This window comes from Pontibacter akesuensis (genome assembly GCF_001611675.1).
GTDB lineage: Bacteria > Bacteroidota > Bacteroidia > Cytophagales > Hymenobacteraceae > Pontibacter > Pontibacter akesuensis.
In genome coordinates this window covers 3,733,822-3,754,155 of record NZ_CP014766.1, presented here as the reverse complement: position 1 = coordinate 3,754,155, position 20,334 = coordinate 3,733,822, and the positions used below count along the sequence as shown (strand labels likewise).

The following is a 20,334-nucleotide window of genomic DNA, read 5'->3' as shown; positions in this document are numbered from 1 at the left end:
TTTCCCCTAACCCTGCTATGATAATTTGCGCAGCGCCACGGCCATATCTGTAGTGTAGGGTGGCAGTTGCACCTGTAGTGCCTGCTCAGAAGTATGGTTGATTTCTTCGGATGCAAGTATCTTTCCCGCTGCCGTATCCCAGTAAGAAACGGTATACCTGCCTTTCGCCATACCCGGAATACCTACCGTTACAATCAGCGGCTCAGCTTCCTCATTTAAAGTATAAAGTTTTTTTCGCGTCTTCTTTACGCTACTGTCGGTGCGGAGCAGCCACAGCACGGCCTGCCGCGAATTGGCACAGGCAAAAGCAACAACGGCATCTGAGTTCACCTGCACTTCCTCATTCAGGTTCTTTCTGCGAAAGTTCTGCCAATCCACCAGTTCGAGGAAACCACCCATACTTTTCTGAGCGCGGCGCATGCCATGAGTCAGCACGTGAGGGTGCCGGTTTGGCCAGCGCATACCACCGCCTGCTCCTCCCGAGGCCATGTGCGCCCATTGCATGTGCCGGAAGTACTCATCGTCAAAGTACTCGGGCAACGTAATGTGCTTGTCTTTGAAGGCATGAATGGGTCCGTGCTCGCTGTCGAAGAACGGTCGGTTAGGCGGCAGATGCGACAGCGCCTCCCGCACGAGCCTGCCCGTCACAATAGCCGACCACACCGTATCCCTGGGGTTGTTGATGGTGGCCGCATCGTAGAAATGTGTCGTTGCAAAATCAAGCTTTGGGTGCCGGAAAATCACATCAGCTACGGCTGGATGCTCATTCAGAACAGGTCCGTACAATGACACGGTTTGCGGGTGGCAACGGCCGTAAAGCCGTTGTTCCGTTTCACGCAGGTGCTGGCTTAGCTCGTTGATGAACTCTGAAAACACATCGGTGCGGCCTGCCGCATGGGCAGGGTGAATCTCGTTCCAGAGGTCCCAGGCAAAGAGCACCCCACTGCCTCCCCAACGCTCGGCCACAAAGCTTAGCCTGTTCTTCACCGCCTGCAGCGTGTCCGGGCAGAGCAGCCACTCCGACCGCTTTTTGCAGGGCCCGCCATTTTTGTGATTGTAGGGGTGGTGCTTCCACCGGATCCACATCCAGAATGTGTCCACCGGCGTCAGCAGAATGCGCATGTTATACTTGGCACACAACTGAAACAGGTCATCCCACAGTTTCACCATGTTCGGCGCGAACGTGCCTGCAGGCTTTTCAAAGTAACGGTGCTCCCCGTGCGCATATTCCAGCATCAGGCGCAGGCAGGTTACGCCATGCGCCGCCAGCCATGCCAGGTGCCCCTCCACCTGCTGCAGGTTTTTCCGCCGAAACAGTCCCTCAAAATCAGGCCACGTAATCGCATCGTTCTGCCCTATTGGCGTCCAGTCCTCACCCGTTTCGGTGACGAAGTAGGGTGCATCAGGGGCTACCTGAATCCAGGGCAAATCCTGCTCCAGTCTGAAATCAGGAAACTGGTTTTTTCTGGCAGCAGTATCTTTACCTATCGTTTGCCTGCTGGTTTCTTCTGTCTCAGGTCGTGCTTTTAAACTTGTGATTGTCTGCTCATTTTGCTCCATGAACTCCATTTGTGCTGATGTTTGCGATGGCGCCGTTCCATACTTTCTTTGCCCCGTTCAGCTTGATGGCGGCGCCATCAATTACTTTTTGCTGTTTCTCTTCCGAAAGTTTTTTGTAGAGCGTTAAAGCCTGAGCCACAACCTGGTCCATGTTGTAGTACTTATAGGTGGCCAGCCTGCCCACAAAATGAACACCCGGCGTCGCATCGGCCAATCGCTTGTAATGGTTGTAAATTTCGGCATTTTCAGGCCGCGGCACCGGATAGTAGGGATCGCCTTCGGCTTGCGGGTATTCATACACGATACTTGTTTTCTGGTGCTGCTGCCCCGTCAGGTACTTGAACTCGGTGACGCGAGTGTAGGCATGCTCGTTCGGGAAGTTAACAACAGCTGTTGGCAGGTGCACCTCCTTCTCCAGCGTTTCGTGCTTAAACTCCAGCGAGCGGTAAGGCAGCTTTCCATACTTGAAATTGAAGTACTCATCTACCGGACCTGTATAAATCATCTCCTTAAACGGAATGTCATCGATGATCTCGTGGTAATCGGTATTGAGCATGATTTTGATGTTGGGGTGCGCCAGCATCTGCCCGAACATGGCCGTGAACCCGTGCAAGGGCATTGCCTGGTAGGTATCGGTAAAGTAGCGGTCGTCGCGGTTAGTGCGCACCGGCACCCGCGATGTCACGGATTTATCCAGTTCCGAGGGGTCCATGCCCCACTGCTTGCGGGTATAGTTGCGGAAGAATTTCTCGTACAGTTCCCGCCCTACTTTGCTCACCACCACATCTTCCGAGGTGCGCACCGGCGACACTTCTTCAGCCACCGATTTGAAAAAATCATCCACATCAAAAGCCGTTAGTTTTAGGCCGTATAATTGGTTAATGGTGTCGAGATTGATGGGAATCGGCACCAGTTGCCCATCCACGCTTGCCAGTACACGGTGCTCGTACGGCCGCCATTTGGTGAAAGCCGACAGGTAATCGAACACATCTTTGGAGTTTGTGTGAAAGATGTGCGGCCCATACTTGTGCACGAGTATTCCATCCTCGTTATAATGGTCGTAGGCATTGCCTGCTACGTGGTTGCGCTTATCAATAATAAGCACTTTTTTATTTTGCTGTGATGCCAACCGCTCCGCCAGCACGCTTCCTGCAAAGCCCGCTCCTACTATCAGGTAATCAAACATATGTTATAGATTAAAAGCCCCTAAAGATTTCTCTGCTGCATGGCATGAAGCATCAACGCTACCATACTTTGCCATGTCTGATCCCAGGACATGTTGCCCATGAAATCCTGCACTTTCTGCTGCCATACTTTGTCGTCCTGTTGCAGCAAGGCGGCCTCAACGGCCTGCACAAATTCAGGGGCCGTAGCAGCAATATGTACCAGGACTTCTTCGCCGTACGGGCGCACCACATCCCGGATGGGCGTAGACACCACCGGTTTGCCTGCTGCCAGGTATTCGGGGGTTTTGGTGGGGCTGATAAAGGCAGTTGATTCGTTGATGGCGAAGGGCAGCAGGGCCACCTGCCAGGAGCTTAGGTATGCCGGCAGTTCCTGGTAAGATTTGCCGCCGAGGTAATGGATGTTCTCCCTTTGCGGCAACGAAGCCGGATCAATTTTAACCACCGGGCCAATCATCACGAGTTGCCATTCGGGTTTTGCATCGGCTATTTCCGCCAGCAGATCAAGATCCATGCGCTCATCAATCACTCCGAAAAAGCCCAGGCGCGGCTCCGGTATGGCCGCCTGATCGGCAGGTACGGGAAGCGCCTCTTTGGCTTTAGCAAAATGCGCTTTGTCGATGCTGCTTGGGAAAGCTTTTATAGCCGGATGCTGTTCTTTTTTTGCTTCGTACAGGCTTTGCCCACCCGTAAACACCAGGTCTGCCTTCTGGAAAAGCTGCTGCTCCAGGTCTTTCAGGCGGGCCGGTGCAAACTTAAATGCCGACAACTCATCCATGCAGTCATACACGGTGAGGGCAGGCTGCAGATGCTCTGAAAAGCTTAATGCCATCGGGGTGTAATACCAGAGAATAGGCTGCTCAATGGCATGCTCAGCGAAAAGTTGGACCAGGAGTTCGCGCTGCACCTCCTCTATACGCTGTGGCTCCAGGCCATGCGGCAGGTGTGGTACGGCAAGGGTGATATTTTCCCCGCGCGAGGCTGTGTCCAGGTAGGGCTCCTCCACATGTTCGAAAATGGGCTCCTCCACAAAAAAAACCCGGCTGTGGCGGGCAAAACGGGAAAGCAGGTGTTGTGGCCGCTGGTACACAAAATCCCAGCGTAAGTGTGACAGACATACCACATCGGGCAACTGCGACAGGAAACTTGCTAAGCTGGGAGTGGCTGCTTTTTTGGTGGGTGAAACAGGTTCACTTTTCGTATCTACCGAGATATTTTGGACGTCATTTTGAGCAAATGACTCAGCAGTGTCTTTGAACATAAGTTTGTTTTCTAAAAGTTTGGGGTGCTGGAAGGTGCTACAGCCTGAACTGGCGCATCACCTGAATCACTACTACGCTGTAAACCCAAAAAGGTCACGATAAAACAAAAAAGTGATGCCGAACGAGATACTTTAGATTACATAATGCACCTGCGCCTGATGTTATAAGACGTTTCCTCTAAAAAAAAGCGATTTTGAACAGCAAACTGTATCTTTAAAAACAACTTTTTACGCGTTGGGCGAGTGCAAAAAACAGGAGAAAACAGAGCAGCGGGAAAGGGAATCGGTATTCAGAACGAACGCTCGCTGCATGCAGCGCTAAAACAATGGTATGCGCAGCCGGGCGACCAACTGGAGGTGCCGCTGGGTGGATTTTTTATTGACCTCGTACGGGGGGAGCAGCTGGTCGAAATTCAGACCCGCAACTTTTCAGCCATCCGCCACAAGCTGCAGACGCTGGTAAAGACGCACAAGGTACACCTGCTGCACCCGGTAACGCATGAGAAATGGGTCTTGCAGGTTGATCGTACGGGCAATAAGCAGTTGTCCCGCCGCAAGTCGCCGTACCGGGGAAAACTTTCAGATATTTTCGAAGAGCTGGTGCGCATTCCGGAGCTGCTGAAGCACGAGAACTTCAGTGTGGATTTCCTGATGATCCGGGAGGAAGAAGTGCGCTGCCGCGACGGCAAGGGCAGCAAGCACAGGAAGCGCGAAAGTATAAAAGACAGACGGCTGCTGGAAGTGGTGAGCACGCACCGTTTTACCAAAGCAGCAGACTTCCTGCAGTTCATCCCTGAAACGCTGCCTCGCCCCTTCTCCAACAAATGCCTGGAAAAAGCACTGGCGCTGCCCCTGCACCGATGCCGACAGATAACCTACTGCCTGCGCAAAATGGAAGCGTTAGCCGTGGTCGGAAAAAAAGGAAACGGGTTGCTGTTTGATGTAGTAGTGACAACTTAGGAGGATAAAAGCTTCGCGTTAGATTAACAGAGAAACCTCCGGCACAAGCGGACGCTCACGCCAGCATCACTTTAAGAAAGGCTCTTCGAGATAACTGTTTAGAAGTATAGAATTTATTTCGCTGGCAGTTCGAGTACAAATTGCTTCCCGCTGGGAACCGTCAGCTCGTAATCTTTGATCCAGGGGTTGTAGAGGCGCAGCGTTTTATAATTGGTGCCCTGCTCCAGCGCATACTTGGGTAGGTTGCTGATAGTGCTGGTAACCGTTACAGAGCGCGTTGGCAGTGGGTTGTAGCCCTGCTCGGGTGTAAAGTGGAAGCCATACTTGGCCGGGTTGCCCAGCACCTCTTTCAGTGCCAGAATGCGGAACATGTAGCGGGAGGTTTCGTCGTTTAAGTAGAGGTCGTAGTAAGAGCTCACGCCCTGCTTCTCCAGTGCTCTGTCCAACCCTCCCATGCCGCGGTTATAGGAGGCCGCGGCGTTGGTCCAGGTGCCGAAGCGCTTTTTGGCCGATTTCAGGTAGCGGCAGGCGGCAATAGTGGCTTTCTCCACATGAAAGCGCTCGTCCACCTCGCTGTTCACGATCATGCCGTAGCCCCGGGCTGTGTCCGGCATTAGCTGCCAGAAACCAGAGGCTCCGGCCGGTGAGGTAACCTGCCCAAACAAGCTTTCGGCCAGCGCCAGGTAAATAAAATCCTCCGGTACGTCGTTTTCCCGAAGCAAGCGTTTAATCTCAGGCACATATCGCTGCATGCGCTTTAAGCCCAGCAATGTACCTGAGTGGTAATAGCTGTTAGAAAGGAGCTCGCGGTCGAGGCGCTCGGCTACATCCGGAATCTCTAACGGCACAACCTCACCCGCAAATGTTAAAGCCTCGGGCAAGGGAGGCGAAGTGAAGCCGGCTTTATTTGTTTCGGCAGTCGTTTCCGTGGTGGGGGCTACGTGCGGTTGCTGGCTGCAAAACTGAAGCGCCAATACCACTACCATCGTTCCCCATACATATCTCCAAATCTGCTGTGCCATACGTTCCTCCTTCTTTGTTGATTCCTGTGTGCGGAAGCCCTGCTTCGCTGCTCCCTAAATTTAGCAAAAGTTCAAGAGCTTTGCAGGCAGCATTGTGCTTAATCTGCCCCCTTAGGTAAAATTTCACCTCGCACGCGCCTTCAAAAGCCAAAGAAATACCCCCGACTTCCTTTTCAAAACGCGCCGCACAAGTGCTTCGGTATACTTGCTAACCAAAGAAAGCCACATATCATTTCATCTGTAGAGTTAAAAGACCCGAATGGTGTTACAGCAAGCACAGGCTTTTTAAGTATAAATCAGCTTTAAGAAATGCCTGCCTGCTGTTGCTCTACCCGCCCCTGCCCCTCCTTAAAAGGAGAATAGTCAACACATGTAAACCCATGCTTTGAAACGCTCTGGCTGACGCAAGTCTGCCAACACGTGCTGTCAAGTATGCTGAATAAAGCCTGATGCGCCCCGATGTCCGGCAACTGCATTAATTACACCTATCCCGCTCCCCAAGGGGCGCGGGGACTTTTTACTTGTGTTGAATTTCCCCTCCCCGAAGGGGTTAGAAGTAGACTAAGGTTACTACCAGCGCAGTTGTGGTTGATGTTCAAAAACGCAATATCGGGTTACTGCCAGCCCCTGTACTTTCCGTCCTCACCGAACACAACAGAAAATAGCCTGTGGCTTAGCTGCAACACGTAGAGCACTCGTACACTAGTAGCTCCAAACAGCAGTGAACCATGAAAAAGAACAAAAGCAAAGCCCCGGCAAAGTTAAGTGCTGACAGTCTGCTTCGGCTGGGGTTTCCGTCGGGTAAACCACTGGGCACAGCCCTGAACATTGTGCACACGTATTACAAGGACTTGCCTAAAAACCACCAGATTGAGTTACTCCAGGATGTGCTGGATGCCCCTGATCAGTACCAGTTGCACAGTACGCTCGGGCCGCTGGCTCTGGCTATTCTGGCACAGAAAGAGGCGGCTCCTATCGCACTGAAGGAACAACAGCAGGACTATACCATTTATGGTGCCTCGGGCATAGATGAGGGGGCTTTTCGGCAAATGGAGATTGCCATGCGCCTGCCGGTTGCCCGTGCGGGTGCCCTGATGCCTGACGCGCACCAAGGTTACGGCCTGCCGATTGGCGGAGTGCTGGCCACAGAGAACGCCGTGATCCCTTACGGTGTGGGCGTGGATATCGGCTGCCGCATGAGTATGAGCATCTACGACATTAACACCGGCTTCCTCTCAAAAAATACCGAAGAGCTAAAGAAAATGCTCTTAGATAACACCCGCTTCGGCCATACCTCCTTTAAAAGGCCAAAGGGCCACGACGTGATGGACCGGCCGGAGTTTTCCGAGATCCCTATTGTACGGGAGTTAAAAGACCGGGCCTTTTTGCAGCTGGGTACCTCGGGCGGCGGAAATCATTTTGTGGAGTTTGGCACAGTAGACATCAAAGACGCCGACAATGAGTTTAACCTGCCGGTTGGGAGTTACCTGGCGGTGCTCTCCCACTCCGGCTCACGCGGTTTAGGGGCTAACATTGCCGGTTACTACACCAAAGTGGCCATGGATTCGTGCCGCCTGCCGCAGGAGGCAAAGCACCTGGCCTGGCTCGACCTGGCCACCGAAGCAGGCCAGGAATACTGGCTGGCGATGAACCTGGCCGGCGACTACGCCTCTGCCTGCCACCACCAGATACACGAGCGGCTTTCGGAGGCGCTGGGAGAATCGCCCCTGGCTACCATCGAAAATCACCACAACTTCGCCTGGAAGGAAAAGGACGCCAAAGGCAGGGAATATATTGTGCACCGCAAAGGCGCTACTCCGGCGGGTAAGGGCGTGCTCGGCATTATTCCGGGCTCCATGGCAACCCCTGGTTTTCTGGTGCGGGGGAAGGGCGAGGCAAAAGCGCTTAACTCTGCCTCGCATGGTGCAGGCCGCGTAATGTCTCGGACACAGGCCAAGAACACGCTCTCTAAACCACAGGTACAAAAGCACCTGAAAAAAGCAGGCATTGAGGTGCTAGGCTCCGATTTGGACGAGGCACCGATGGTATACAAAGACATTCACCAGGTGATGGCTGCTCAGCAGGATCTGGTGGAAGTGGTGGGCGTGTTTAACCCAAAGATCGTGCGGATGAACGGCGACGAAAAATATATGGAGGTGGATTAGCTTCGTTGATCGTTGATTGGGCTATTTATTAGACTATTTTACAACTCGTAAACATGTGAAATAGAACCCACCCCTAACCCCTCCAAGGAGGGGAATTTAGTTCTCCTTGGAGGGGTTAGGGGTGGGTAAATATTCCTACTGTCACTCACTAAGGCACAATCACGATCTTACCCGTTGTGTGCTTGGTTTCAATTTGCCTCATGGCCTCTGCCGTTTCCTGCAGCTTATACGTTTCGCTGACGTGTACTTTCAGTTTTCCGGCTTCGGCTAACTCGCGCAGTCGGTCTAGTTGGCTGCTGTTTGGCTCCACAAACACATAAGCAAAGTCGATGCTTTTGTCCAGGTCCTGGCCCTGGTTCAGAATGGATACCAGCTTGCCCGAAGGCTTCAGGGCCGACAGGGCCTGCTCCAGGGTTTCGCCGCTGGCACAGTCGAAAATCAGATCTACGCCCTCTGGCAGAACTTCCTTTACCGAATCGCCAATATGGGTGTCTTTGTAGGTGATGGTGTGGTCTGCGCCAAGTTCTTTCATGTAGCTGTGGTTCTTTTCGCTGGCCACACCGATTACGGTGGCGCCCTTCTCCTTTGCCAGTTGGATGGCGATGGTGCCCACGCCGCCCGAGGCACCAAGAATCAGCACCGACTGCCCCTGCTGCAGTTTGCCGGCATCAAACAAAGACTGATACGCTGTGAGGCCAACCAGCGGAATACCCGCTGTTTCCTCAAAAGACAGGTTCTGCGGCTTGCGCGAAAGGTACGATTCCGGCAGTACAATGTATTCTGCGTAGGTGCCATACTTCACAAGCGGTCTTCTGGCATAGGCGTACACTTCATCCCCCACGGCAAACCTCCTGGCACTAAAGCCCCTTTCCTCCACCACACCGGCAACATCCCAACCAGGTATCACCGGAAACTCATAGGGCAGAAAGTCCTTCAGATACCCTTCGCGCACGGCGCTGTCTACGGGGTTAACGGCAGCGGCTTTTATGCGCACCAGCACCTCTCCTTCCTGCAGCTCAGGAACATCCAGCGTTTTTACCTGCACTTTGGCAGCCCCACCAAACGCATCATACACAGCGGCTTTCATTTGTTTTGCCATAGCTTTCTCAATTATCAGTTAACATGTATCACTTATCAACATGTTTTATACTTACCCGCTCATTTGGGGAATTGTTATAAGCAGGCATGTTCCGAAACACTGTGAAGTATGACCAACTGGTAGTGCCCATAAAGTATAATTCGTTACTCAAGCGGTTGCTTGTCTGTTTTAAAACCCGCCTAAAGCAGTTCCAGTGGGGAATTATGATAAATAATGCGGCGGATGAAGGCTGTTTGCCCTAACTTGCAGCTATGGAAATGGAAGGCAACTGGAAAAAAGACGAAGAAGGCTACATGACGTTTTACCCGTCGGAGCTGCAACGCGTATACGAGGCGGTGACAACTAAGTACCACCAGGTGTACAACGGGTATCTGGATGAGTTTGATGACGAGGACGAGGCACATTACAAGGCCCTGCACGACGGGTATGAGATGATCCTGGACTACAAGACAATCAACGGCAAGGAGGAATTCGCCACCACCTATAAAACGCCGCAGTACGTGGTGGACATGTGGTATGAGGTGGATGAGGTGACTGAGAAGAGAATCTACGACCGGGGCTTTATCCGGATCAGCAGCAAATAATATTTGAGGCGCCAGACGTTAGTAGCAAGACAAAAGGCTTTTCCTGTATAGGTCTGGTCCAGCCGGTTAAGGCTTAATCTCTATTTTCTCTCCACCCGCAAGTATAATCTTTCAATCATGTCGCTGCAGAAATACGAGCCACAGCCAGACAAGCGGCTAAACCTGCTGGAAAAGGAAATTGCCGCCCTCGAAGCCGAGCTAAGCCAGGCGGAGCGGGAGGTAAATACCTTTGTGGTGCAGATCCGCAGCAGGCTCCACGTGCAACTAAACCGCCTGCACGAGTTGGCCGACTTGTACCGGCAGCAGAAGAAAGCTAAAATGGCAAAGCGGCTGGCGCAGAAAAAGAAAGGAAAGAATTACCGGGAGCCGCAGGGAATTCAGAAAACAGAAACCGGCCTGCAGGAAAAAAGCACCCCGGCCACGGCCAGCCAGCAGGAGCTGAAACGGCTCTATAAAGATGCGATCCGCCTTGTGCACCCCGACAAATTTGTAAATGAGGAGGCTGACAAAAGTGAGCGGGCCACCGCTCTGACGGTGCAGTTGAACGATCTGTATGAAAGCGGAGATCTGGACGAGTTGAAAGGCTTTTACGAACACATCATCAGCGGCAATGCCATGTCGCATGTGGCGTATAAGCCGGGCACAGCAGCGAACCCGGCCGCTATGCTGGCCTTTCTGCAAAAGAAGAAGCAGGAGCTGGAACAGGCGCTGCAGGAAGCTAAATCATCCCAACTCTACACCGTGCTCACCACCTATCCACAGCCCGAGACCTTTATAGCCGAAGTGGCCCAGCAGTTTGAGGAGCGGATAAAGCTGCTGGAGAAACGCACCCGCAAAGCAAGGAAATAACAACAGGTTACTGGCAAGGAATATAAGTATAGTAGCTGCCCTGAAAGAGAAAATTTCAAACCCCTCCTACTTGGCTGTCCGTACACGCTGCTACAGCAACGCAAAAACATGGCAGCTATTCCTAACCTATACATTGGCACATCCGGCTGGAGTTACCGCTGGCAGGAAGTGCTGTATCCACCCGAGTTAAAATCCGCGGAACGACTCCCGTTTTATGCCACCCGCTTCGATGCCACCGAAATAAACAGCAGTTTTTACCATTTCACCATGGCCAAAACCATCGAGAAGTGGCTGGCCAGCACGCCTGAGCACTTCCGGTTTGCGCCGAAGCTACACCAGGAGGTGACGCACAAGCAGAAATTTGTGGATATAGAGGAGCCCCTGGATAAGTTCATGTCGCGCTACCTGCTGATGGGGCCGCGGCTGGGTCCGGTGCTCGTGCAGATCGCCGCCAGTTTCCGCTACAACCGGCTGGTGGCTGAGTCGTTTTACAGGACGCTTCGGGAGAAGTACCCAATGCAGGACTTTGCCCTGGAGGCACGGCACGTTTCCTGGTTTAGCGAAGAATCGCTGGAGCTGTTGCGGGAATATAAAATAACGCTGGTGATAGCGAGCGCAGGCAAGCGCTTTGCCGGCACAGAGGCTACCACCACCAATACAGCTTACCTGCGGCTACATGGCGATGAGCGGCTGTATTCCTCAGCTTACTCTGATGAGAAACTGGAGCGGTACGCCTACATGATCAAAGATTGGCTGGAGGATAAAAAAGAAGTATGGGTGTTTTTTAACAACACCATACAGGGCCATGCGGTAACGGATGCCGACAAATTACGCGGAATGGTACAGCATTTAAAATAAGGGGAACAAACGCCGCCACACCAGCCTTAGCGCTCTTTGGTTAACGCTTTCTTTCTTTCGAATTCGATTATTTGCCGCGTTAGCTCCTGCAGTTCCCTTTCCTCTTCCGAGTTTGCCTCAGCATCTTTCAAAACCTCTATACGTGCGGCAACCATGTCGTATTCCTGCTGATTTTTTATTTTCTTTTCCACTGGCTTGTATATAGTTACAACTCAACTATACGCAACCGGCGGCAATGATTTATACTTAAATAAAGAATGAATAAGAATACTTACTTATACTTACTTATACTTACTTATACTTTTACTGCTATAATTATGCTGCTTTCCCCCTTTAAGGCCAGCTGTATCAGGAGTTACTCTTTCGGAACCTCGATGTAGAAGGTCGTGCCTTTGCCCTCTTCACTTTTAAACCAGATTTCTCCACTGTGCCACTCTACAATCATTTTAATAATGCTCATGCCTAAGCCCGTGGAAGGTTCTCCATTCAGGCCGGGCCGGCGCGCATTGGTGAATTTATCGAACAGGATATCATAGAATTTTTCGGGAATGCCCACACCATTGTCCTCCACCTCCACCAGCACGCTTTGCGCACGCTCCTGCAGGCGCACGCTTATGATGCCCCCGGGGTAAGTAAACTTAATGGCGTTAGAGATCAGGTTGTTGATGGCCTGCATAAACTTGGCATCGTCCAGGGCAGCGAAGATCGTATCGGAGGAGGGTTCGAATACAAACGTTTTCCTGATCTCTCCCTCAGACTTGCGGTACTGCTCTATTACCTCCTTGAATTTCTCGACCATGTTTACCCTTCGCTTGATCAGGTCTACGCCGGTTGTCTCCAGAAACTCATGGTTGGTGAGGTCCTTGATCATGGCTACGCTGTGCGCACTGGTGCTGGCAATGAGCTCAACAAGCTTGTTCAGTTCCGTGCTTCTGTACTGCCTCGTTTCCTCAGCCAGCACCTCCGATAAAGAGCCAATCAGGCCCAGCGGACCAGCCAGATCGTGGGCCAGCAAATGGAGGATAGAGTTTTTCTTCGCGCTGTACTTCTTCAGGTAGTCGTTGTACTGCCGCGAAGCGGTAATGTCCTCCACAGACCCTACCACAAACACTTTCCCGTCAGCATCGCCTGCCATGTAGGGTGTCAGGCAAAACCACCGCACCTGCTGCCCCGGCAGTTGCGCGCGGAACTCTACTTCTTTTCCATCCTTCTCCTCCAGCAGCCTTTTATAGGCTTCGCGCACATACTCCCTGTCTTCCGGGTGCACAACTTGCTGCAGCTCCTCCGGTGATACTTCAGTGCCCGTCGTCATGTTAAAGGCCTTTTCAAACGCCTGATTGATAAAAGCCAGGCGTTTGGACGCTACTTCAAATAGGAAAGTAGGATGCTTGGTATGTTTCGCCAGGAGCGAGAGTATGGTTGTATCTGTAGGTATGTGTGGCATAGTTTTTCCAGGAGCGCATTTTTTTATGGTCGCTCCAGAGTTGAAGATAATGAATTATATAACGCGTCGGGCAGAACAATTACATGGTTCACCTGGCACAGTAGTGACAGCGGCAAATAAATACGCCCGCGTAAGCTGGAAACCGCTTTTTCCCCTTTTTTGTTACAAATGCAGCCCCACGCCCCACTCAATTACATTGGCCGTTTTCGTGTGCGCCACCAGCAGCACATTCGCCGACACATGATCCGTCAGGTTATACTTGAGCCCGTAGCGCTGGTAGAAATCCGGATACAGGTGGTTTGGCTCGTAGAGGTAGCGCCCCAGTTGAACCACAACCGACAGTTCCCCCAGGTGCAGTTCGTGCCCCAGTGTAACACCAGCCAGCCTGGGGTCTATTTTCTCAGCGGGCACCGGCGCAGCGATTTTAATGTACTCCTCCCGGAAAGAGGAGTTGTGAAACCCGTCCGCGCCCACCAGCAGCGAACTGGTTTGCGTAAGTTGCTTGCTCGCATACAGCGACACATTGTAAATCGGGTGCTTCTCATCAATATACAGCACCTCCTTCACCCCGGCCGTTACCCTCAGGTTCAGGCGAATGCGCTTTTCGAAATCTGCTTCCGAGATACCCGCCTCCGGCAGCAGCTCCACCTCTCTTGGCTGATACCGCAGCCCCACGCCCAGTAGGGGGAAATTCATGCCGTTGTTCGGCTTGTTCAAAGCGCCGTTGGAGAAGTGGCGGAACGCGAAGTTCAGGTTCAGCGTCAGCCGCTCCTGCAGCGGAATCTCATAGCGCAGCGTACCCCGCAACGCAAAGGTAAAGGCACTGCCAATGGCCATGTTCAACTCATTCTCGGCGGGCGTATAGTGGCGGGTGGCGTACACCAGCCCTGTGCCAAGGTTCAGGCGGAGGCTGCTTTTCCGGAATTTAAAAATGCTGTTGTCGAGGTAAGCAGTCAGCGATGCCGCCTCGCCCAGCTCATCGGGCACGCCGTAGTTGTAGTACGACAGCGCCAACCCGATCTGCGGAAGGTTGAACGCCCGCTCCCAGGGGCGCTTGCCCAGCGTGTGGCGGTGGGCATACACCTCTACAGCCACCGGGTGGGTAAAATTAAGCGCATCTGTGCCGCTGCGGTACCGGAACAGCGCGCCGTAATAGCCATTCGCCCCAAACGACCACGGCTCTTTTGCCGCGGGCGCCTGCGCCTTGGCTGCGGGTCCGCCCAGGGCTAGTTGCACAAGTATAAGTATGGATATCAGTAGTAAACGCCGCATCATCACGTAAGTATTCCTTGCAAAGAAAGCGGTTTAATTTTCGATTTCAGAAAAGCGGCGGCTATTGTTTCTGCTGTAGATAAATTATCTTTCGGGATGAAGAAACAGAAAACCTTCTTTCAAAACCTGGTGGCACTCGCCGCACTGGTTACACTTTCGGCAGCCTGTCAGCAACAGCAGCAAGAGGTGACGTACGATGTTTTCGTGAAGAACGCCACGGTGGTGGATGGCACCGGCGAGGCAGCTTATACGGCCCACATCCTGCTGGCCGGCGACTCCATTGCACTGATCGAACGGGACACCACCGCTACCTTCTCAGCCGCAAAAGTGATCGACGCCAGGGGCCTTACCCTGACACCCGGCTTTATCGACACCCATGCGCACGGTGACCCGATCAAGACGCCTGAGTTCCAAAACTTCATAGCCATGGGCATAACCACCATCACCCTGGGACAGGACGGTTTCAGCCCTGAGCACGAGAACCTGCAAGTATGGATTGACTCGGTAAACCAGGTACAGCCTGCTGTAAACGTTGCCCCGTTTGCCGGGCACAACACGCTGCGCCTGCTTTCCGGGGTGGGCTACGATACCGTTCCCGCCGAAGCCAATTTGGTGGCCATGGAGAAGCTGCTGGCACAGGCCATGGCCGCCGGCTGCTTCGGCCTGACAACGGGACTGGAGTACACACCCGGGCTTTATGCCAGCAGTAACGAACTAAACCGTTTGGCTAAAGTGGTTGGTGCAAATAACGGCATCATAATGAGCCACATGCGCAACGAAGATGATGCTTTTGTTGAAGCCTCTATTCGTGAGTTGCTGGCACAAGGGGAGCATTGTCCGGTCCACGTGTCGCACATAAAAGTGGTGTACGGGAAAGGCGAAGCGCGTGCGGCCGAGATCCTGCAACTGCTGGACAGCGCACGGGCGAAGGGCATAGACGTAACAGCAGACTTTTATCCGTATACCGCCAGCTATACAGGCATCTCCATCCTCTTTCCGGAGTGGGCGCAGAAGCCGAACGATTACCAGCAGGTGCTGCGAACACGCAAAAACGAGCTGCGCACCTTCCTGAAAGAAAAGATAACAAAGCGCAACGGCCCGGAGGCCACCCTCATCGGATCCGGTCCTTACAAAGGAAAGACTTTGGCCCGAATTGCGCAGGAGCTGAACAAGCCTTACCAAGATGTGCTGATGGAAGACATAGGTCCCTACGGTGCCAGCGGTGCTTATTTCATTATGGATGAGGCGCTTCAGGAAGCTTTTTTAAAGGACCCGTACATTATGGTATGCACAGACGGCAGCCCCTCCATGCACCACCCCAGGAGTTTTGGGACACATGCCAAAGTAATCCAAACCTACGTGCTAACTAAAAAGCTGATGCCGTTGGAGCAGGCCATCTGGAAAATGACAGGACTTCCCGCCCAAACCATCGGCATACCGAAGCGCGGACTCATCAGGCAGGGCTACAAAGCCGACATACTGCTGTTCAAGCCCTCTGAGATAAAGGAAGAGGCCACGTATGAGGAGCCACGCCAATTAGCCACTGGCTTCCGGTATGTGCTTGTGAATGGAAAAGTGGCCAAAGAAGGGGAAAGCTTTACTGAAGAAAGAGCCGGGAAGGTGCTGATGAAAGGAATTTAGAAATTCACTCTTTGCTATACTTTGGTTACTTCATTATCAGCTTATTAATTACATTAAGTAGAATAAATACTTGAATAGACTCCTGCGTAAGCGTCCGCTTGCAACCACGTGCAGAAACAAGCGCTGTAGCAATAAACCAGGTATAATTTGGGTTGGAGAGATCAGGCTTGGTCAAGTGTGGGAAAAGTATTTTGTTGACGCAAGGAACAGGCGGATGTATTGTATGGCACTTGTACTGTAAGGATTTTTCAGCCTCTGTCTTTCGCCGCATGCGCCGTCCACATCCCTTTACTTCCGCTCCAAAGCCACAGCAAAATGAGCAGCACCTCCCCTATGGCATCTAACAGGTACACATCCCAGATGACATCGTTGGTGGCGTAGTACACATCTATACCCGTCAGGCCAGCGGCACTGGCTATACCCAGCCACTTAATTTCCTGCGTTACATGTTTGCGGAGCCCTGCGGCTAAGAGAACTCCACCAATAACCGTAATGAGTACACTTACAGTGTACAAAAGCCAGATGTCTTCTTTGGGACCTGTTACCCACAGAAAGCTAGGCAGGTGCACAAAGGGCCAGATACCAGTTACCAGCCAGTACAGCCCCTGAAGTATGGAAACTACCTGCAGCTTCGGTTTTGGTAAGGCCACGGCAAAAGCTTAAATGTGCAACTGGTCGTATGTCTTGATGGAGTAGCGCTCTCCGCATGCCAGCAGGTGCACCTTTAGATCGCGTACCGAGAAGGGCTCCCCCGATCCTATCTCATGAATAGTGGTACTGGTAAGGCGCATGCCGTCTACGATGGTAATGAGGCCGCTGCCAATCACTTCCAGTTCCCTTCCCTCCAGCACATAAATAGCGGTGTCTTCCTCTAACCCAATACCTATACATCCCGGGTTGGTAGAAATGGCCTGTGCCATGCGCACAATGCGGCCACGTTCGATGAAGTGCGTATCGATGGCAATGTTTTTCAGGAACTCCAGCCCGGTCGTGATCCGGACATCTCCTTTCAGGAAACCGCCGTGGGTCATCACCTCGTAAATCATAGGGGTTGACATCGCCGTGGCACCGGCACTTGTACCCGCAATCAGAATGTCATCGTAGGTGTAGCGCTCTTTCATGAGTTCCAGCACGGGTGTGCCGCCAAGTATAGCCGTCAGGCGCAACTGGTCACCGCCGGTAAAGAAAATACCGCCCGCCTTCTCTATCAATTCCAGGTGCGCCGGATCCTGGGCATCAGCACGGGTGCGAATGTCCAGTACTTCTAAATTGTTAAATCCGAATCTTGAAAACCCTGCTTTATAGTCTTTCACTATTTCCTCTGGCACGGTAGATGCCGTCGGTATCAACACCACCAGCGGGTCGGTTCCGGGTAGTTTATCAATAAAGAATTTAAGGATCTGCTCACTTTCGAAATCCACATTCTTCTCTTGCGTGTCTTTCAAATCTCCTTCTCCCTTGTCTTCTTTGCCCCCAATAGCAAGGAGTCGTCCCTTTGGCACCGGGGCCTCCTGATGCTCTTTATGTCGGTCAGATACTTTTCTCTTCGCCATAAAACTTAGTCTGGTGTGGGTTAAAATTTTGAACCGGTCAACGGAAGGTGCCTCGTATGGAGTGACTCGAGAAGGTAAAAAACACCACTATCATTTCCTGTTGACTTACACCCTATACGCCCCGCTAAAAAGACAGTTAACAAAGGGTGGTAAAATAGGTATTTCCTGCAGTGTACGTATTTACCACAGTGTTTATTCGGGAAAGTGCGTGCCGCCTTATCCAATGCCATGGCAACAGGATTTAATATTTGATAGATGTATGCTTCTTTGCGCGCAAGCCTTAAAGGGTTATCCTTGCTAGCCATACTATGCCCTGCTGGTGTAGCAACCGACTGTAGCGCCTCTTCAAAGTTAATTATCAGATTTGTGAGGAATGAATGGGCTTAGGGTTGTATCGCTGCGGCACTGTGACTAAATTTATGCTTTCTAGGTTGCTTTCTGTCAAAGCACCGAACAAGACAGTAAATATCCCGTAACGCAAACATAGTATTTCGTAAATAGATATATATAAAGCTTTATCTGTATTTAATCATAATCAAAACACTAACAACAACACAACCATGACGAATTACAAATCACTTTTGCTGGCGCTTCTGTTCTTATTGCCACTACTTTACTCGTGCGAGCAGAGCACTGACGTGGTAGAATCTGGCACCTATGCGGGTACACTGCACGAGGTAGAGCCTGAAAAAACAGAGATTTACGTTAAAACCACAGACGGAAAACTGCTGGAGCTATACTTCACCGAAAGCACCACGCTTACCAGAAACGGCGAGACTGTTGCTTTTGATCAGCTGAAGGAAGGCGGACAGGTAGAGGTTGAAGTAGAGAAAGTGGGGCAGCGCCTGGAGCCCATCGCGGTACGAATAGTGGAATAACATGAGCGATCCGAACTTTTGGCGTACAGAGGTTTGGCATCCCTTAACTGTTCATTTCCCGATTGCCCTGCTGCTGTTTGCCACCATTTTCAAACTGGTATCCCTGTTTATCCGGCAAACGAAAGACACGTTCTGGCAGAGGACGGCAGCTGTTATGCTCTATTTTGGGTGCCTTGGCGCCTGGGTCAGCATATACACCGGGGATTTGGCCGACGGCATTGTATCCCGAAACCTGTGCGACCCCACCGTACTGAAGCAGCATGAGATAGCGGCCTACAACCTGGCCTACCTCTTCTCGGCGGCAACAGTGCTGGACCTGGGGCAACGGTTAAATCTGATCAGGTTCAAACCGAAGGGCATTCACCTGGTGGTAACCCTGCTGATGCTGGTTGGCATCTGGTTTCTGATCAGGGCCGGGCATTCAGGGGCCGAAGTGGTGTACGAGCAGGCCGGGGGGGTGCTTGTACCAACAGCCGACTGCGCCGGCTTCTAATACGAAAGAGCGGAATCATACTTAAGAAATCCCTGTAGCCTCCTGCTGCAGGGATTTCCTGTTTTAGCCAACTGCTTACTCCCGCTGCGCCTGCTATAACCAGTGTCTAATAATGCGTATATTGCTTTCCTTTCTGTTTTGAACCCGACCTTAAAAGCCATTTAAACGAAACGCGCATGAAAAAAATCTGCTATCTTTTCCTTTGCCTGGGCCTGCTGCTTACCCAATCCTGCAGCAGCCAGCAAGAGCCGCTCACCGCTGAGGCACTGCCCACCGCCACGGCGAATTACCTCGACAGCTCCGGCAGGGACGACGAGTTTACCGGCGGCGTTAAAATGATCACCATCAACACACCCAAGGGCGATTTTAAAGTATGGACAAAGCGTACGGGCAACAACCCGCGCATGAAGCTGCTACTCCTGCACGGTGGCCCCGGTGGAACGCACGAGGCCTTTGAGTGCTTCGACAGCTACCTGCCCGAGGAAGGCATTGAGTATTACTATTACGACCAACTGGGCTCCCATTACAGCGACCAGCCCAACGACACCAGCCTCTGGAACACCCAGCGCTTTGTGGAGGAAGTGGAGCAGGTACGGCAGGCCCTGAACCTGGATGAGAGCAACCTTTACCTGCTGGGACACTCCTGGGGCGGCATTCTGGCCATGGAATACGCGCTGCAGCACCAGGACAAAATGAAAGGCCTGATTATCTCTAACATGATGTCGAGTGTGCCGGCGTATAACAAGTATGCCGAGGAGGTGCTGGGGCCGCAAATGCCCCCTGCCGTGCTGGCCGAATTAAAGCGGATAGAGGCGAACAACGACTTCAGCAACCCGCGCTACATGGAGCTGCTGCTGCCCCACTTTTACACCAAACACGCCCTGCGCATGCCGGTGGAGGAATGGCCGGACCCGGTGAACAGAATGTTTGCCCACATGAACCAGACAGTGTACGTGCAGATGCAGGGCCACAGCGAATTCGGCATTACCGGAAACGCCTCACTGAAGAACTGGTATCGTTCCGGTGATCTGTCGAAGATAACAGTGCCTACACTCACCATTGGAGGGCAGCACGACACCATGGATCCGGAGCACATGAAGTGGATGGCTTCGCAAGTACAGAACGGCACCTACCTGCATTGCCCCAAAGGAAGCCACATGGCCTTTTACGACGACCAGAAAACATACTTCAGCGGATTGGTAAAATTCATTAAAGCAGTAGACAAAGCACAGGCAGCGGCTAAAAATTAGGATAAAGGGCACCAAAAGCTACAATCTTGTTGTTACGCTACTGAAATTTCACTGCAAAACCTTACTTTTAGCCGCTGCTTTGGGATTAAACCTTTCCATCAGCAGTTAGTCAAACCAGTCTACTACTAACACACCTTATGTCAAAAGCAAAAACTAATCGCCTGGCAACGGGCAAAAACTACCTGCGCCTGCTTCTGTTCGGAGCGGCCTCTTTTTATGGCCTGGATGCCTCGGCACAGGAAAAGAAGGAGTTTATCGACC

Annotated in this window: 19 protein-coding genes; 9 read left to right on the top strand and 10 right to left on the bottom strand. The window is 52.1% G+C overall.

Annotated elements, in window-relative coordinates:
• Positions 1 to 15: 15 nt before the first annotated feature.
• From A0W33_RS15810 to A0W33_RS15800, 3 genes are read right to left on the bottom strand one after another with little or no spacing between them, the layout of a single operon-like run.
• Positions 16 to 1,569, bottom strand: coding sequence for a glycoside hydrolase 5 family protein (locus A0W33_RS15810; protein ID WP_229802321.1), 1,554 nt, complete (start codon positions 1,567 to 1,569; stop codon positions 16 to 18).
• Positions 1,547 to 2,746: a UDP-galactopyranose mutase gene (gene glf, locus A0W33_RS15805; protein ID WP_068839072.1), complete on the bottom strand. Its 1,200-nt coding sequence runs from the start codon at positions 2,744 to 2,746 to the stop codon at positions 1,547 to 1,549. Before glf ends, A0W33_RS15810 begins: the two co-directional genes overlap by 23 nt.
• Before the next feature lie 20 nt (positions 2,747 to 2,766).
• Complete coding sequence (locus A0W33_RS15800; protein WP_068839071.1) at positions 2,767 to 4,005, bottom strand: glycosyltransferase family 1 protein; 1,239 nt, start codon at positions 4,003 to 4,005, stop codon at positions 2,767 to 2,769.
• Positions 4,006 to 4,248: 243 nt separating this feature from the next.
• Between A0W33_RS15800 and A0W33_RS15795 the strand changes: the two genes are divergently transcribed.
• Positions 4,249 to 4,965, top strand: coding sequence for a hypothetical protein (locus tag A0W33_RS15795; protein WP_082815276.1), 717 nt, complete (start codon positions 4,249 to 4,251; stop codon positions 4,963 to 4,965).
• Between the two features lie 113 nt (positions 4,966 to 5,078).
• Here A0W33_RS15795 and A0W33_RS15790 read toward each other — a convergent pair whose 3' ends face one another.
• Complete coding sequence (locus tag A0W33_RS15790) at positions 5,079 to 5,987, bottom strand: lytic transglycosylase domain-containing protein (protein ID WP_068839070.1); 909 nt, start codon at positions 5,985 to 5,987, stop codon at positions 5,079 to 5,081.
• A 728-nt stretch (positions 5,988 to 6,715) separates the two neighbouring features.
• On the opposite strand from A0W33_RS15790, the gene A0W33_RS15785 reads away from it, so the two are divergent.
• Positions 6,716 to 8,152 carry an RtcB family protein gene (locus A0W33_RS15785; protein ID WP_068839069.1) on the top strand — a complete coding sequence of 479 codons (1,437 nt, stop codon included), beginning with the start codon at positions 6,716 to 6,718 and terminating at the stop codon, positions 8,150 to 8,152.
• Between the two features lie 148 nt (positions 8,153 to 8,300).
• Here A0W33_RS15785 and A0W33_RS15780 read toward each other — a convergent pair whose 3' ends face one another.
• Positions 8,301 to 9,251: an NADP-dependent oxidoreductase gene (locus A0W33_RS15780; RefSeq protein ID WP_082815275.1), complete on the bottom strand. Its 951-nt coding sequence runs from the start codon at positions 9,249 to 9,251 to the stop codon at positions 8,301 to 8,303.
• Between the two features lie 251 nt (positions 9,252 to 9,502).
• Here A0W33_RS15780 and A0W33_RS15775 point away from each other — a divergent pair, with 251 nt between their 5' ends.
• The 3 genes from A0W33_RS15775 (at position 9,503) to A0W33_RS15765 (ending at position 11,542) form a co-directional block, all read left to right on the top strand.
• Positions 9,503 to 9,835 carry a hypothetical protein gene (locus A0W33_RS15775; RefSeq protein WP_068839067.1) on the top strand — a complete coding sequence of 111 codons (333 nt, stop codon included), beginning with the start codon at positions 9,503 to 9,505 and terminating at the stop codon, positions 9,833 to 9,835.
• 117 nt (positions 9,836 to 9,952) lie between these two features.
• On the top strand, positions 9,953 to 10,684 hold the full coding sequence (locus tag A0W33_RS15770) for a J domain-containing protein (protein WP_068839066.1): 732 nt from the start codon (positions 9,953 to 9,955) through the stop codon (positions 10,682 to 10,684).
• Positions 10,685 to 10,792: 108 nt separating this feature from the next.
• Complete coding sequence (locus tag A0W33_RS15765; protein ID WP_082815274.1) at positions 10,793 to 11,542, top strand: DUF72 domain-containing protein; 750 nt, start codon at positions 10,793 to 10,795, stop codon at positions 11,540 to 11,542.
• 26 nt (positions 11,543 to 11,568) lie between these two features.
• On the opposite strand, the gene A0W33_RS20970 is transcribed toward A0W33_RS15765, so the two are convergent.
• The 3 genes from A0W33_RS20970 to A0W33_RS15755 form a co-directional block, all read right to left on the bottom strand.
• Positions 11,569 to 11,733 (bottom strand): hypothetical protein, encoded by a 165-nt coding sequence (locus A0W33_RS20970; protein WP_157578068.1) that lies wholly within the window; start codon positions 11,731 to 11,733, stop codon positions 11,569 to 11,571.
• A 164-nt stretch (positions 11,734 to 11,897) separates the two neighbouring features.
• On the bottom strand, positions 11,898 to 12,986 hold the full coding sequence (locus A0W33_RS15760) for a PAS domain-containing sensor histidine kinase (protein ID WP_068839065.1): 1,089 nt from the start codon (positions 12,984 to 12,986) through the stop codon (positions 11,898 to 11,900).
• A gap of 162 nt (positions 12,987 to 13,148) precedes the next feature.
• Positions 13,149 to 14,261 (bottom strand): acyloxyacyl hydrolase, encoded by a 1,113-nt coding sequence (locus tag A0W33_RS15755; RefSeq protein ID WP_068839064.1) that lies wholly within the window; start codon positions 14,259 to 14,261, stop codon positions 13,149 to 13,151.
• Between the two features lie 93 nt (positions 14,262 to 14,354).
• Here A0W33_RS15755 and A0W33_RS15750 point away from each other — a divergent pair, with 93 nt between their 5' ends.
• Positions 14,355 to 15,899, top strand: a complete 1,545-nt coding sequence (locus tag A0W33_RS15750; protein WP_229802319.1) for an N-acyl-D-amino-acid deacylase family protein — start codon at positions 14,355 to 14,357, stop codon at positions 15,897 to 15,899.
• Between the two features lie 248 nt (positions 15,900 to 16,147).
• Here the strand turns inward: A0W33_RS15750 and A0W33_RS15745 are convergent, their stop codons facing one another.
• Both A0W33_RS15745 and A0W33_RS15740 read right to left on the bottom strand, forming a co-directional pair.
• Positions 16,148 to 16,549, bottom strand: a complete 402-nt coding sequence (locus A0W33_RS15745; RefSeq protein ID WP_229802318.1) for a hypothetical protein — start codon at positions 16,547 to 16,549, stop codon at positions 16,148 to 16,150.
• A gap of 9 nt (positions 16,550 to 16,558) precedes the next feature.
• Positions 16,559 to 17,452 (bottom strand): cyanophycinase, encoded by an 894-nt coding sequence (locus A0W33_RS15740; RefSeq protein WP_068839063.1) that lies wholly within the window; start codon positions 17,450 to 17,452, stop codon positions 16,559 to 16,561.
• A 560-nt stretch (positions 17,453 to 18,012) separates the two neighbouring features.
• Here A0W33_RS15740 and A0W33_RS15735 point away from each other — a divergent pair.
• The 3 genes from A0W33_RS15735 (at position 18,013) to A0W33_RS15725 (ending at position 20,073) form a co-directional block, all read left to right on the top strand.
• Positions 18,013 to 18,330: a hypothetical protein gene (locus A0W33_RS15735; RefSeq protein WP_068839062.1), complete on the top strand. Its 318-nt coding sequence runs from the start codon at positions 18,013 to 18,015 to the stop codon at positions 18,328 to 18,330.
• Position 18,331: 1 nt separating this feature from the next.
• Positions 18,332 to 18,823 (top strand): DUF2231 domain-containing protein, encoded by a 492-nt coding sequence (locus A0W33_RS15730; RefSeq protein WP_068839061.1) that lies wholly within the window; start codon positions 18,332 to 18,334, stop codon positions 18,821 to 18,823.
• Between the two features lie 176 nt (positions 18,824 to 18,999).
• Positions 19,000 to 20,073 carry a proline iminopeptidase-family hydrolase gene (locus A0W33_RS15725; RefSeq protein ID WP_068839060.1) on the top strand — a complete coding sequence of 358 codons (1,074 nt, stop codon included), beginning with the start codon at positions 19,000 to 19,002 and terminating at the stop codon, positions 20,071 to 20,073.
• The last annotated feature ends 261 nt before the right edge of the window (positions 20,074 to 20,334 follow it).